This window comes from Thermus caldilimi (genome assembly GCF_004684245.1).
Lineage (GTDB): Bacteria > Deinococcota > Deinococci > Deinococcales > Thermaceae > Thermus > Thermus caldilimi.
Window position 1 is genome coordinate 551,032 of the sequence record NZ_CP038452.1, and the last position, 12,744, is coordinate 563,775.

Sequence of the window (12,744 nt, forward strand, 5' to 3'; positions counted from 1 at the left end):
GGGGTGACGGGTGCGCGGCGAGCGCTTCTTGCTCCTTCCCGGGCTTCTCTTTCTCCTCCTCTTCTTCGCCTATCCCCTCTTTTCCATCGTGGAGCGGAGCCTCGCCGCCCCCGAGGGCCTGACCCTGGCCCGGTACGCCAAGGCCCTCACGGCTCCCGCCTACCTGGAGGCCTGGCGGAACTCGGTGGTCTTTGCCACCCTGTCCACCCTGGTGGCCGCCCTGGGCGGTCTTTTCCTCGCCTACTGGACCAGCAAGCTTCCCCTTCGGTGGAAGGGGTTTTTGATGAGCCTCTACGCCATCCCCGTCTCCCTGTCCGGATTGGTGGTGGCCTTCGGCTTCATCGTGCTTCTGGGAAGGAATGGGGTGCTGAACCAGATTTTTGCCTCCTTAGGATGGCCCCGGTTTGACCTCTACTCCTGGGCAGGGTTGTTCTCGGTGTTTCCCTTCTACAACATCCCCCTCTTCGCCCTTGCCCTCATGCCCCTCCTGGAGAGCGTGGGCCGGAGCCTGATGGAGGCCGCCCGGGCCTCGGGGGCCACGCCTTTCCAGGCCTGGGTACGGGTCCTCCTGCCCGCCCTGATGCCGGGGATCCTGGCGGGGAGCAGCATCGTCTTCGCCGGGATGATGGGGGCCTTCGGCACGGCCCTGGCCCTCACGGGCTTTGCCAAGAACCTCCTCTCCTTGCAGATCTACAGCCTGGTGGCGGAGAGCACCTTTGACCTGCCCCTGGCCGCCGCCTTGTCCGTGGTCCTCATGGCCTCCACGGGGGTGGGGCTGTATCTGCTCGCCCTTTGGGAAAGGAGGTACCAGCGATGAGGGCTTTGGGCTGGCTTTTTTTTGCCTTCCTCCTCCTTTACCTCATTCTGCCCATGCTGGCCCCAGTGGTCTACTCCTTCAGCCGCATGTGGCTGGACGTGCTTCCCGAGGGATTCACCCTGGACTGGTATGTCCGGATCGCCAGGGATCCCAAGTACGTGGAGGCGGGCCTCCTCTCCCTGCGGATTGCCTTTACGGCTGTGGCCATCAACATCGTGGTGGGGGTGCCCACCGCCTACGCGGCCTACACCTGGGCTGGGCGGGCGGGGGAAGGGCTGAGGCGGCTTTTGCAGGTTTTGCCCCTTCTGGTGCCCCCCCTGGTGGTGGGCCTGGGGTTTCTCCTGGCCTTTAACCGCCCACCCCTTTCCCTGTCGGGAACTTTGTGGATCGTGGTGCTGGGGCATGCGGCCTTGGGGTTTCCCTTCTTCTTCCGCACGGTGTACGCGGGGTTGGCGGGCCTCGAGGTGGGCCTCCTCATGGAGGCGGCGCGGGCCTCGGGGGCGGGGCTTTGGGCCAGGCTGCGGTACGTGCTGGTGCCGAACCTGGTGCCCGCCGTGCTCTCGGGAAGCCTGGTGGCCTTTGCCATCTCCATGGGGGAGTTTGAGATCACCAGCATGGTGGCGGGGTTTGGCACCATCACCCTGCCCCTCCTCCTTTTCCAGAGCCTGCGCGAGGACTTCCGGGCGGCCAGCGCCGTGGCGGCGGTCCTTCTCTACGTCACCCTTCTCGCCCTCCTGGGCCTTACTTTCCTGAGGCGGCGTTAAGGGTCACGGGTCGGGTAAGGTATGGGTTACCGGAACTTCTGGTAGGCCTGTACATCCTGGCCTGGAGCGGGACCAGGGCTACCGCTTCTACCTGTGGCGGGTGGAGGTGAGCTCTAACCAGCTTAGGGTGGGGGAGGCCTTTACCCTGCGCTTCTGCCTGGGGAACCAAGGATTCGGGGGCTTTTGCAACCCCAAGGGGCTGGAGGTGGTGTTCAAGAGGGAGGGGGGATGGCCTAGAGGTGGAGCGTGGGTGGATGGGGTTTTCGTTGGCTCCATCCTAGGGAGAAGAGGCGGCGTACACGGTGCAGGCTTCCACGGAGCCGGGGGTCTAGGTTCTTTTGGCTGAGGATCTATGATCTGGACCTTCCCGGGAGAGCCGGTACAACCCGGGCCTGGTCGGCTGGCTGGAGTACCGGGATGGGAGGAACCATCTGGCCCTTTACGTGCAGGTGCTATGAGCAGGAACCTGCTTGGCGGGTCCGCGGGTTGCTATTCCACAGGCCGCTCTTGAGAGACGGGTGGAGTCGCCAAGAGGTAGGAGGCGTGGAGGAGGCTACGAGCCCTACCCTCCTCGACTTCCAAGAACACAAAGCTCACCCGGGCCGGGCCCTCCGCAGACCGTAGGACAAAACCTCTAGGGGGGATTCGTTTCCTTAATGCCTCCACCAGGAACTCCGGGTCGTACCCCTGGTAACCCCCGTCGTTGCCCACCATGCCCACGTCGGACACATAGGCTGTGCCCTTGGGCAGGATCCGGGCATCCTGGGTGGCCACATGGGTGTGGGTCCCCACCACGGCAACCGCCTTCCCATCAAAGAGGTAGGCGAAGCCGAGCTTTTCGAACACGGACTCCGAGTGGTAATCCACCAGGATGGGCACCCTGGGCCATTGGGACAAAAGATTTTCAAAGGCCTCGATGGGATCCCCAGCTTGCGGTAAGGCGGATCGACCCGCCAGGTTAACCACCAAGAGCTCCTTTCCCCCCTTCCTTAGGAGCAGGCTTCCCTTGCCCGGGGCGTGGCGGCTATGGTTTAGGGGACGGAGTACCCGGGCGTGGCCCAGGACCTGTTCGGCCCAGGGGGGATCGAAGGAGTGGTTGCCTCCGGTGACCGCGTCCACCCCGAGGGCGAGGAGGGCCTTTAGGGTATCGGGATGCATACCTGCCTTCCCCGCCTCGGGGAGCGTGATGTCCAGATTTTCCCCGTTGACCACCACGAAGTCGGGCCGGAACTCCTGGCGCAGGCCAGGGAGTTCCTGGGCCAAGGCCTTTAACCCAGGTTCGGCCACCACGTCGCCAAAGAACAGGATGCGCATCATCCCCTCACTCCCCCTTCCATTAGGGTTTCCAGGATGCGTCGGTGGAAGGCCAGGTAGAGGAGAAGGGTGGGCAGGGTGGCGAGAACGGAGGCGGCCATGAGAGGCCCCCATGCGTTGGCCCCTTCCCCTCCGGCAAACCGCTGCACCGCCACCGTAAGCACGTACATGTCGGGCCGGTTGGCCACCAGCAAAGGCCATATGAACTGGTTCCAGGCTCCTATGAAGAGGGTGATGGCCAAGGCGGCCAGGGTAGGAAGATTGGCGGGTATCAGGATTTGCAGGAAAAGGTCCCTGGTGGAAGCCCCGTCTACCCAGGCTGCCTCCAGGATCTCCCGGGGGAAGCTGAGGAGGTGCTGTCGCAGGAGGAAGGTGGCGTACCCTGCTGTGAGCATGGGAAGGATGAGGCCGGGGAAGGTGTTGAGGAGGCCAAGGCGAGCCACCAGGAGGTAGTTGGGCAGGTAGGTGACCACGAAGGGAACCAGCATGCTGAGCACGAAGAGGGAGAAGAGGAGCCCCGAAAGGGGTGGCCTGCGGAAGACGAAGGCGTAGGCTGCGAGAAGCCCCAAAAGGAGCTGCCCCAAGGCGGAAACTCCAGCGAAGACCAGGGTGTTGAGGACGTAACGGGCCATGGGCAGTTTCTCCAGCACCACCCGATAGTTCTCCAGGGTTATGGGATGGGCGAAGGGCCAGGGGGAGGCGAAGAGGGCTTCCGGAGGGGTGAGGGATAGGCTGAACTGGTAGCCGAAGGGAGCCAGGAGCAAGAGGGTGGCGAGAAAAAGGAGTAGGTGGACCAGAGCCTTCCTAAGCATGCTTTCTCCCCATCATGTGGAGCTGGCCCAGGATGATGAGCCCGAGACCAAGGGTCAGGAGAGCCGCTTGGGCGGCTGCCACCCCAGACCGGAAGAACCGGAAGGCCTCCTGGTACACGGCGTACAACAGGTTGGAAGTGTGGCCGAAGGGGCCCCCCTGGGTCATCACGTCGATGGGGACAAAGGCGTACTCGAGGCCGCTGGCCAGGGCGCTCAGGAAGAGGAACAGGAGGGTGGGTCCGAGGAGGGGGAAAAGGACCTTTAGCAAAAAGACCCAGCCTTCAGCCCCATCTACCCGCGCCGCCTCCAGCACTTCCCGGGGAAGGCTTTTAAGGGCGGCCAGGGCGATGAGGTAGTGGAAACCCAGGAACTTCCAGTTGGCCACCAGGCTTACCGAAAGGAGGGCGTACCGGGGGTCCGAAAGGAAATTGGGAGCTTCTATACCGACCATCCCGGCCAGCTTGGCCAAGGGACCGGCTGCGGGAAGGTAGAGGTACAGCCAAACCAAAGCCGCCACTGACACCGCCACCACCGTGGGGGCGAACAGCAGGGATTGATAAAACTCCGCCCAGCGTCCACCCACCTGGAGGGTGAGGAGGGCGAGTCCCAGGGGAAGGAGGAAGTTGCCAAGGGCGGCGAGGCCCATGTAGAGGAGGCTTTGGCGGAGAAGTTGGCTGAAGAGTGGATCCTGCAGGAGGGCCTGGTAGTTGGCGAGGCCCACAAACTCAGCCTGGGGCCGCACCAGGTTCCAGTCGTGAAGGCTCAGCCAAAGGTTGTAGACCAGGGGCCAGTAGACGAAGACCAAAAGGAGGCCGAACCCCGGGGCCACCAGGAGGATGCCCTCGAGGTCAGGCCGCCTCCCCATCCCCGGGGTTCGTTGGCGCACGGCTACTCGCTGCACCGCTCCGTTCCGATGAGGCGATGGATCTCCTGGGCGGCTTCCCTAAGGGCTGCCTCGGCTGTGGCCTGGCTGGACAGGGCCTTCTGGGTGGCCCGGAAGAGGGCTTGGCTGGCCGCCAACCCGTTGGGCCCGGGGAAGCTCGTCCAGGGAACCGTGAAGGGAAGCTGCTCCACCGCCACCTTTTGGATGGGATTCTTCTCCACGAAGTCCTTGAGGTACCGGGGGTCGCGGATGAGCTCGGGAAGGAGGGGTACATACCCCGTTCCCTTGGTCCAGATGGTGAATCCCTCCGGGGAGGTGAGGAACTGGATGAACTTCCAGGCCGCCTCCTGCTTCCTGGGGTCGCGGCTGAAGACCATAAGGACGTTGCCTCCGCCGGGGAGGGCGGGAGGCTTGCCGCCAAAGGTGGGGAAGCGGGCGGCCCGGAGCTCGAACCGGCCGCGCGTCTGCTCTTGGAGGCCCGCCCTGCGGGCGATGGTGGTCATGAAGCTGGCCGCCTCCCCTGCCAGAAAGGCCTGTTCACCCTGTTGGAGGGGGGCCCCAAGGGCCAGGCCCTCCTTGACCAGGCCCGCCCACATGGCCAGGGCCTCGATGGCCTCCTTGTCCCCGATCCCGGTGCGGTACACCCCGTTCTCGCACCGCAGGAGGGTGCCCCCGTTGGAACGGATGAGGGCCTCGATGGCCCAGTTGTCATCCAGGAGGATGAGATAGATTCCGTACTTTCCCGTGCGCTCCTTGATCTGGCGGGCGGCCCTCCGCCATCCCTCCCAGGTGCTGGGGGGGCGGTCCGGATCCAGGCCTGCACGGCGGAACAGGTCTGCGTTGTTGTAGGCGACGATGTTGGACAGGGAGTAGGGCATGCCCACCAGGACGCCATCCACCTGGCCCAAGGCCAGGATGTTGGGGGCAAAGCGACGCAGGTGCCTTTCGTTCCCGTACTTTCTCGCCAGCTCGGCGATGGGCACATACGGCAGGTTCTTGGCGGCGTACCGGGTGTAAAGGTACCCCATCTGGACCACGTCGGGTGGATTCCCGGCGGCGAGGGCGGCCTGCAGGTTTTGGAGGAGGCCCGTGTAGGCGTTGGGGTGGTACCGCTCTTCCACCTTGATACCTGGGTTCCTCCGTTCGAACTCCCGGATGAGCTCCCTTACCGCCGGCAGGCCGAAGGCCTCCGTGTTGATGTGCCAGTACTGCAGGGTGACGGTTCCCTGCCCTAAGGCCAATCCCAGGCCTAGCGCCGTGACCAGCCATGCCCGCTTCATCGCCTCACCTCCGCCAGAAGCCTAGACCTCTGCCGTCATGGCAGGGTCAGGGAGGCCCTGGGGAAAGCGGAGAAGGGGGTGGATCTGCAGCCTCACCCGCTCCCCCACCCCCGCCTCGAGGCGCACCCAGGCCTCCCCCCATTCCAGCTGGACCCGGCAGAGAACCTCCCCCCTGAGCTCCCGCCGCTCCAGAACCAGGGCCTCCAGGCTGCCGCCGGGGCGCACCCACTCCTGCCGGAAGGCCAGCACCTCCCCATCCCGGGAAAACACGTTGGCCCGGCCGAAGGCCAGGAAGCTCTCCAGAGAGTTGGGCCTCAGGTAGACCTCCTTGGGCGCCCCCACCTGGAGGAGACGCCCTTGGCTCATCACCCCCACCCGATCCGCCAGGAGCATGGCCTCCTCCGGGTCGTGGGTCACGTGGAGGGCGGTGGTTCCCCTTTCCTTCAGCAGGGTGCGCACCTCGAGGCGGAGCTCCTCCCTCAGCACCGGATCCAGGGCGCTGTAGGGCTCGTCCAGGAGGAGGAGGCGGGGCCTGCGGGCCAGGGCCCTGGCCAAGGCCACCCGTTGCCTTTGGCCGCCGGACAGTTGGTGGGGGCGCTTGTGGGCGTGGTCCAGAAGGCCCACCCTTTCCAAAAGGGCCAGGGCCTCCTTCCGGTCGGGCCTTGGCATCACCAGGAGGAGGTGGTCCAGGGCGGTCAGGTGGGGCCAAAGCCCCTGGTCCTGGAAGACATAGCCCAGCTCCCGCCTCTCCGGGGGCAGGTGGGTGATCTCCTTCCCCGCCAGGAGGATCCGGCCCCGGTCCGGGGAAAGCAGGCCCGCCACCAGGTTGAGGAGGGTGGTCTTGCCGCTTCCCGAGGCCCCCAGGAGCACGAACACCTCCCCCTCGAGGATCTCCAGTTCCACTCCCTCCACCCCTCCCCCCTGGGGAAAGCGCTTGCTGAGGCCCTCGAGGCGGATCATCTGGGCCTCCCCAAAAGGGCCAAGGCGGCCAGGGCCATGAGGACCAGGCCCAAAGCGCTGGCTTCCCGGTAAAGACCCCCATTCAGGGCGGAAAGCACCGCCACCCCCACGGTTTCCGCTCCCGGGGCGTAGAGGAGGGCGGAGAGGGTGATCTCGGAAAAGGCCAAGGGGAATATGAGAAAAACCCCGGCGTAGAGGGAAGGAAGGAGCAGGGGATACCCGAGCCGCCACCAGGCCCGCCCCGGGGAGAGGCCGTGCACCCTTCCCGCCAGGACCGCGCCCTCCACGGCGGGTCCCCCCTCAAGGGCCCTCAACGCCAGGGCGGCGAAGTGGAGCAGGTAGGCGAGGAGGAGGAGCCAGGGGGTCCCGTAGAGGGGGGTGGGGGCCAGGAGGAGGATGAGGCTCACCCCCAGGAGGGTCCCCGGGAGGAGGTAGTGGATGTCCAGCACCCCACGTATCCCCTTCAGGAGGCGGGGAGAGGGCCTCAGGGTCAGGGCCAGGAGGAGGAGCAGGCCCGTGGCCCCCAGGGCCAGGAGAAGGGAGTTCCGTAGCCCCTTCTGCACCAGGGGCAGGCCCAGGGCCTGGGTGAAGGCGGGGTCCCACCGACCCGTGTAGGGGTTCTGCAGGGCTTCCCGCAGGAGGCCCAGGAGCACCAGGGCCAGGGCGGTGAGGGCGTAGAGGGCGAAGAGAAGCCGGTAGAGGGGCTTGGGCGGGGGCAAGAGGGGTTTCCTGGCCTCCAGGAGGGCGCTACGCGCCAGGAGCACAGCGGGCAGGGCCAGGAGCGCCAGCCATAGGCCCAGGGCGGCCGCCTCCCCTAGGGGGTCCTGGGCCACAGGGCTCAGCAGGCGGGCGTAGGCCAGGGTGGGAAGCACGTACACCCGTTCGGGTAGCCCCAGGACCGCCGGTACCCCGAAGTTCCCCAAGAGGGCGAGGTACAGGGTGCCCCCTGCCACCAGGAGGGGTGGGAAGAGGGGTGGGAGGAAGGCCTTCAGGGACCGGATGCCCGTGGCCCCGTGGACCCGGGCCGTGGCCAGGAGCCCCAGGGCGAGGCCCACCTGGGGCTTGAGGAGGAGGTAGGCCAAGGGGGCGTAGTGGAGGGTCCAGGCCAGGAGGATTCCCGGCACCCCCTGGATCCGCACCCCCAGGGCCCCCAGGCTGAAGAGCAGCCCCATCCCGGTCACGAAGGGGGGACCAGGTACCCCAAAAGGAGAAGGGCCTCCCATCCCCCCACCACCCTCCCCGCCAGGCCCAGCACGGCCAGGGTCAGGGCCAGGAACAGGGTAAGGAGGGTTCCCAGGCCTGCCAGGACCAGGCTGAAAAGGATTACGTCCAGGTCGCGCCCGGTGCTGGGGAAATGAGGCAACCCCCGGACGAAGAGCACCAGGAAGGGGAGGGCAAGGGCCAGGGCCAGGGGAAGGTGCCAGGGGAAGGAGAGGGGGCGGGAAAACCCGGGTCCTGTCATCGCCTGAGCCCGAAAAGGGCGTTAAACCGGGACAGGGTTTCGGAGTCGGCAAAGCGGGCCCGGATGCCCACCACCTGGGCCGGGCTTCCCTTGGGCTTGGGGGCGCCGGGCATCACCGGATAGTACCCCCTTTCCGCAAAGAGGCGCTGGGCCTCCGGGGAGAGGAGGAAGAGGAGGAAGCGGGTGGCCAGCTCCGGATTTTTGCTCCAGGAGGTGACGGCGATGGGGGTGGGCACCAGGATGGCCCCATCCCGGGGGTATACGGTGGCCAGGGGCGCTCCCTTGGCCACTTCCTGGCGCACCCCGAAGTCCGTGGTGATGGCGAGGCCGTACTCGCCGCGGGCCAGTTTCTGCTGCAGGACGGGGTTGGACTGCTCGATGCGCATGCCTCCCGCCTTCAGGGCCTCGAAAAAGCCGAAGCCCAGACGCTGGGAAAGGGTTCCAAGGGTGGCCAGGGCCGCCCCGGAGAAGTTGGGGTCGGGCATGGCCAGGAGGCCCGGGAAGGGGGGCTTTAGGAGATCCCTCCAGGAAGTGGGGGCTTCCCGCACCCGCTGGGTGTTCACGGCGATCACGTTGTAGAGGAGGCGCACCTCGTAGTAGAGGCCGCCCCCGTGGGCATACTGCACAGGATATCCCGGCACCGTGGGGGGAATGCGGCGCAAAAGACCCTTGCCCGCCAGCTCCCGGAGGAAGTCCTCGTTGGCGAACCAGAGCAGGTCCGGCTGGGGGTTTCCCGCCTCCAGCTCCGCCCGGAGCTTGGCCACCACCTCCCCGGTGCCCGAGCGGAACACCTGGACCTGCACCCCTGGGTTCTGGGCCCGGAAAGCCTCCACCAGGGCGTTCACGTCCGCCAGGATCTCGGAGGTGTAGAGGGTGAGGGTACCCCCCTGGGCCAGTCCCACGCTTAGAGCCATACCCGCCAGGATCAGGAGCCTCTTCATGGCACCCTGACCCTAAGGGGCCCAGGTCAGGAAAAGGTCAAGGGAGGCCCAGTGGGCCTCCCAAAGACCCACGCAGGGATCACCTGCAGAAGGGCTTCAGGGCCTCGTCCACCCGGCGCTGGGCCTCGCGGGTGGCCTCCCGCACCTCCTTGCGGCCCAGGACCACCGCCTGCTCCGCCTCGGCGATGATGTCCTTCACCTGTTGCAGGTTATAGACGGGAAGCTCCGCCTTGGCGTAGGCCAGCTGCTCCCGGGCGGTGAGGGCCTGGGGCCACTGCCGCACGTAATCCCGCATGAGGGGCAGGTTCCAGCTGGACCTCCGGGCCGCCACATACCCCGAGTCAATGGACCAGCGGGCCTGGAGCTCGGGGCTGGTCATGAACTTGATGAAGCGCAGGGTGGCCTCCCGCTTGGCGAGGTCCGAGCCCTTGAAGAGGTAGAAGTTGGCCCCTCCGGTGGGCACCCCGTAGCGCACCAGCTTGGGCTGGAAGGCGGTGCCGAAGGCGAAGCGGGCGTTGGTGCGGATGAAGCCCAAGGACCCCGTGGAGTGGTAGATCATGGCCACCTTGCCGGCGGCGAAGTCCCCGGGGGTGGTACCCCAGGCGATGACCCCTTCCGGGCTCACCCCGTGCTTCCTCGCCAGGTCCGCCTTGAACTGCATGGCCTTCCGCACGGGCTCGGTGTCCACCAGGACCTTGCACCCCTTGCCGGCTGGGTCGTAGAGGAGGCCTCCCGCCTGGATGACCAACCCCTCCAGCAACCACGTGGAGCGGTCCTCCGTGGGGATGGCCACCCCGTAGCGGACCACCCGGCCCTGGGCGTCCCGCTTGGTGAGGCGCTTGGCGTACTCCACCAGCTCCTCCCAGGTGATGGGGGGCTTTTCCGGGTCCAGACCGGCCTCCCGGAAGGCCTCCTTGTTGTAGTAGAGAATCGGGGTGGAGCGCTGGAAGGGGAGGCTCCAGACCTTACCGTCCAGGGTGGAGTTCATCACGAAGGCGGGAAAGAAGTCCTGAACCGCCTTTTTCAGCTCGGGATCCCGGGCGATATAGGGGTCGAAGGACTCGATGGCGTCCATGGCCAGGAGGGTGTGGAGCTGCTGGGAAAGGAGGATGGCGGTGTCCGGGGGGTTCCCCGCCCGGATGGCCGCCACCACCTTGGCCTGGTTCTCCTCGTAGTTGCCCCCGAAGACAGTGTTCACCCGTATCTGGGGGTTCTGCTTCTCGAAGTCGCTGACGTAGCTTTCGATGAACCGGGCCAAGGGACCCGCCACACCCACCGGGTAATAGAAGGTGATGGTGGTCTGCTGGCCGAGACCCAGACCTAGGAGCGCCAACAATCCGATGCCGATCCTCTTCATGTTCATGCGACCTCACCTCCTTAGCCTTTCAACCCGCTTCGGGTGAAGGCCTCCACGAAACCCCTCTGGAAGAGGAGGAATCCGAGGACCATGGGCAGGGCCACCAGAATGGCACCGGCGGCGATAAGGCCCCACTCCATACCGCTTTCCGCTGAGCGGGCGAAGCTGGCGAAGCCCAGGGAAAGCACCCGCTTTTCCGGGCTCTGGATCACCACCAGGGGCCAGAGGAACTCGTTCCAGTGGTAGACCAGGCTCACCAGGGAGAAGGCGGCCAGGTGGGGCCGGACCAGGGGCAGAAGGACCCTCCACAGGATCTGCCAGGAGGTGGCCCCGTCCACCTGGGCTGCCTCGATGAGCTCCCTGGGGATCTGCAGGAATCCCTGGCGGAGAAGGAAGGCTCCTGTGGCCGAGGCCACGTAGGGCAGGGCCAGGGCGGTAAGGGTATCGCTGAGCCCCAGCTTGTGGATGAGGATGTAGTTGAGGAGGATCAGGGCGGAGGCGGGCAGGAAAAGCTGGGCCAGGACTAGGTAGAAGGGGCCATTCCTTCCCCGGGCCTTCAGCTGGGCTAGGGCGAAGCCCGCCGTGGTGACCGTGACGAGCTGGACGAGGAGAAGCCCAAAGGTAAACAACACCGTGTTCCCGTAGAGCCGGGGAAAGTCCGCCGCCTGCCAGGCCAGGCGGAAGTTTTCCAGGGTAAGGGTGCCCAGCTGGCCCCGGTTGAGGTCGGCGGTGGGGGTGAAGGCGGCGATCAGGGTAAAGGTGGCGATGAGGAGGAAGGGCAAGGACACGATAAGGGCAGGCACCTCCCGGAGGAAGGAGGCGGCCTTGGCCAGCCGCTTCCTGGTCCTGGCCAGGGGCAGGGCTTGCCTACCCGTCATAGTGCACCCCCCTTTCCAGCCTGGGCAGGGCCAGAAGGGCCAGGGCGGTTAGGGCCGTGAGCAGGACCAGGGTCAAGGCCCCCGCCTGCGGGAAGTCGAAGTACTCGAAGCCCAGGGTGTAGACCCGGTAGAGGAGGTGGTCCGTGGCCCCCACCGGTCCCCCCTTGGTGAGGATGAAGATGTGGTCGACGTTGCGGAGGGCCCCCAGGGTGGCCATGATCCCCACGAAGAAGGTGGTGGGGGAGAGCAAGGGCAGGGTGATTCGGAAGAAGGTGGCCAGGCGGCCTGCCCCGTCCACCCGGGCCGCCTCGAGGACCTCCTTGGGCAGGGCCTGGAGGCCGGCCAGGTAGTAGAGCATGTACAGGCCGGCATCCTTCAGCACGCCCACCAGGACCACGGCGAGAAAGGCCCCCATGGGGTCCCCCAAGGGGTTTTGCAGGCCCAGCCAGCGGAGAAGGCCCTGGAGGGGGCCCAGGGGGTTCAGGAGGTAGAGGAAGACCGCGGCGAAGGCCACCGTGGGCAGGATCACCGGGTGGAAGATCAGGGCTCTGGCCAGAAGCCGGAGCCGGGAGGTCCCCTCCACGGCCACGGCCGCCAGGAGGCCCAGGCCCACGGATAGGGGCACGGCCAGCAGGGTGTAGAGGGCGGTAACCCGCAAGGCGTTGAGGTTTTCCCGTTGGAAAAGGGATCCTAAAGCGCTGATCCCCTCCAGGGCCGCGACCCCAAAGGGCAGATAGGTGAAGGCCACCAGGAAGACCAGGGTGGGAAGGAGGAAGATCCCGACGCTCCGCATCCAGGCTGAAGCTAACCGGGGCCAGTCAGGTAAAAGTCAAGGGCAAGGCTCGGGGGCAAGAATGGCAAGCCTCTTACCTTGGCCTAGCGGGTGAGTGTCTCCTGCCTGAGGAACCCGGTTGGCGAGAACAAGGGCGCCCTGGGCCCTTTGAGCCAGGGCGCCCTGTGGCCTGCGCCTAGCGCAGGGCTTGCGGGAGAAGGACCAGCCAGAGGCGGCTGGGTCCTTCTTTGCCGGTGATGGCGAAGTCGTTATCGTCGGCAATGGCCAGGGTGCGTCCGTCTTCCAACAGGGTCAGGCCTTCCAGCTTGTTCGTATCGAACTCGGGCAGCTTCCAGGTTTCCAGAACCAGGTTGCGCTGGGGAAGGCGGATCCCCAAGGCCCCGAAGTCCGTCCCCACCTTGTCCAGCTCCGGGCCAGGCGGGGGGGTGAGGTGCTGGGAGGGGATTCGTAGTTGCAAATGCAATATCGCTATCATTAATCTGC

General features: G+C 66.1%; 14 protein-coding genes. 2 read left to right on the forward strand and 12 right to left on the reverse strand.

The genetic code is table 11. From position 1 onward, the window contains the following. Positions 1-10 precede the first annotated feature (10 nt). Positions 11-817, forward strand: a complete 807-nt coding sequence (locus tag EBI04_RS02715) for an ABC transporter permease (protein WP_135255936.1) — start codon at positions 11-13, stop codon at positions 815-817. Next, complete coding sequence (locus EBI04_RS02720) at positions 814-1,581, forward strand: ABC transporter permease (RefSeq protein ID WP_135255937.1); 768 nt, start codon at positions 814-816, stop codon at positions 1,579-1,581. Before EBI04_RS02715 ends, EBI04_RS02720 begins: the two co-directional genes overlap by 4 nt. 489 nt (positions 1,582-2,070) lie before the next feature. On the opposite strand, the gene EBI04_RS02730 is transcribed toward EBI04_RS02720, so the two are convergent. The 12 genes from EBI04_RS02730 to EBI04_RS02780 form a co-directional block, all read right to left on the reverse strand. After that, positions 2,071-2,898, reverse strand: a complete 828-nt coding sequence (locus tag EBI04_RS02730; protein ID WP_240695352.1) for a TIGR00282 family metallophosphoesterase — start codon at positions 2,896-2,898, stop codon at positions 2,071-2,073. Further along, positions 2,895-3,707, reverse strand: a complete 813-nt coding sequence (locus tag EBI04_RS02735) for a carbohydrate ABC transporter permease (RefSeq protein ID WP_135255938.1) — start codon at positions 3,705-3,707, stop codon at positions 2,895-2,897. Before EBI04_RS02735 ends, EBI04_RS02730 begins: the two co-directional genes overlap by 4 nt. After that, on the reverse strand, positions 3,700-4,608 hold the full coding sequence (locus tag EBI04_RS02740) for a carbohydrate ABC transporter permease (protein ID WP_240695353.1): 909 nt from the start codon (positions 4,606-4,608) through the stop codon (positions 3,700-3,702). Before EBI04_RS02740 ends, EBI04_RS02735 begins: the two co-directional genes overlap by 8 nt. After that, positions 4,596-5,870, reverse strand: coding sequence for an ABC transporter substrate-binding protein (locus EBI04_RS02745; protein ID WP_135255939.1), 1,275 nt, complete (start codon positions 5,868-5,870; stop codon positions 4,596-4,598). The genes EBI04_RS02740 and EBI04_RS02745 overlap by 13 nt, the downstream gene beginning before the upstream one ends. A gap of 21 nt (positions 5,871-5,891) precedes the next feature. Then, positions 5,892-6,830, reverse strand: coding sequence for an ABC transporter ATP-binding protein (locus EBI04_RS02750; RefSeq protein ID WP_135255940.1), 939 nt, complete (start codon positions 6,828-6,830; stop codon positions 5,892-5,894). Next, positions 6,827-8,002 (reverse strand): ABC transporter permease, encoded by a 1,176-nt coding sequence (locus EBI04_RS02755; protein ID WP_240695354.1) that lies wholly within the window; start codon positions 8,000-8,002, stop codon positions 6,827-6,829. The genes EBI04_RS02750 and EBI04_RS02755 overlap by 4 nt, the downstream gene beginning before the upstream one ends. A 5-nt stretch (positions 8,003-8,007) precedes the next feature. Continuing rightward, positions 8,008-8,292, reverse strand: coding sequence for a hypothetical protein (locus EBI04_RS13415; RefSeq protein WP_240695355.1), 285 nt, complete (start codon positions 8,290-8,292; stop codon positions 8,008-8,010). Next, positions 8,289-9,233, reverse strand: coding sequence for an ABC transporter substrate-binding protein (locus EBI04_RS02760; RefSeq protein WP_135255941.1), 945 nt, complete (start codon positions 9,231-9,233; stop codon positions 8,289-8,291). Before EBI04_RS02760 ends, EBI04_RS13415 begins: the two co-directional genes overlap by 4 nt. A gap of 79 nt (positions 9,234-9,312) precedes the next feature. Beyond that, complete coding sequence (locus EBI04_RS02765; RefSeq protein ID WP_135255942.1) at positions 9,313-10,596, reverse strand: ABC transporter substrate-binding protein; 1,284 nt, start codon at positions 10,594-10,596, stop codon at positions 9,313-9,315. 14 nt (positions 10,597-10,610) lie between these two features. Continuing rightward, positions 10,611-11,468 (reverse strand): carbohydrate ABC transporter permease, encoded by an 858-nt coding sequence (locus EBI04_RS02770; protein ID WP_135255943.1) that lies wholly within the window; start codon positions 11,466-11,468, stop codon positions 10,611-10,613. Then, a complete protein-coding gene (locus EBI04_RS02775) occupies positions 11,458-12,261 on the reverse strand; it encodes a carbohydrate ABC transporter permease (RefSeq protein WP_126188054.1) in 804 nt (267 codons plus the stop codon). The genes EBI04_RS02770 and EBI04_RS02775 overlap by 11 nt, the downstream gene beginning before the upstream one ends. 175 nt (positions 12,262-12,436) lie before the next feature. Further along, complete coding sequence (locus EBI04_RS02780) at positions 12,437-12,736, reverse strand: hypothetical protein (protein WP_206202055.1); 300 nt, start codon at positions 12,734-12,736, stop codon at positions 12,437-12,439. Positions 12,737-12,744: the final 8 nt, after the last annotated feature.

What these genes read in the sequence shown, in the direction of transcription:
- EBI04_RS02770 (WP_135255943.1), bottom strand. Translation starts at nt 11,468, where the DNA reads ATGACGGGTAGGCAAGCCCTGCCCCTGGCCAGGACCAGGAAGCGGCTG.
- EBI04_RS13415 (WP_240695355.1), bottom strand. Translation starts at nt 8,292, where the DNA reads ATGACAGGACCCGGGTTTTCCCGCCCCCTCTCCTTCCCCTGGCACCTT.
- EBI04_RS02765 (WP_135255942.1), bottom strand. Translation starts at nt 10,596, where the DNA reads ATGAACATGAAGAGGATCGGCATCGGATTGTTGGCGCTCCTAGGTCTG.
- EBI04_RS02780 (WP_206202055.1), bottom strand. Translation starts at nt 12,736, where the DNA reads ATGATAGCGATATTGCATTTGCAACTACGAATCCCCTCCCAGCACCTC.
- EBI04_RS02775 (WP_126188054.1), bottom strand. Translation starts at nt 12,261, where the DNA reads ATGCGGAGCGTCGGGATCTTCCTCCTTCCCACCCTGGTCTTCCTGGTG.
- EBI04_RS02730 (WP_240695352.1), bottom strand. Translation starts at nt 2,898, where the DNA reads ATGATGCGCATCCTGTTCTTTGGCGACGTGGTGGCCGAACCTGGGTTA.
- EBI04_RS02735 (WP_135255938.1), bottom strand. Translation starts at nt 3,707, where the DNA reads ATGCTTAGGAAGGCTCTGGTCCACCTACTCCTTTTTCTCGCCACCCTC.
- EBI04_RS02755 (WP_240695354.1), bottom strand. Translation starts at nt 8,002, where the DNA reads ATGGGGCTGCTCTTCAGCCTGGGGGCCCTGGGGGTGCGGATCCAGGGG.
- EBI04_RS02760 (WP_135255941.1), bottom strand. Translation starts at nt 9,233, where the DNA reads ATGAAGAGGCTCCTGATCCTGGCGGGTATGGCTCTAAGCGTGGGACTG.
- EBI04_RS02720 (WP_135255937.1), top strand. Translation starts at nt 814, where the DNA reads ATGAGGGCTTTGGGCTGGCTTTTTTTTGCCTTCCTCCTCCTTTACCTC.
- EBI04_RS02750 (WP_135255940.1), bottom strand. Translation starts at nt 6,830, where the DNA reads ATGATCCGCCTCGAGGGCCTCAGCAAGCGCTTTCCCCAGGGGGGAGGG.
- EBI04_RS02745 (WP_135255939.1), bottom strand. Translation starts at nt 5,870, where the DNA reads ATGAAGCGGGCATGGCTGGTCACGGCGCTAGGCCTGGGATTGGCCTTA.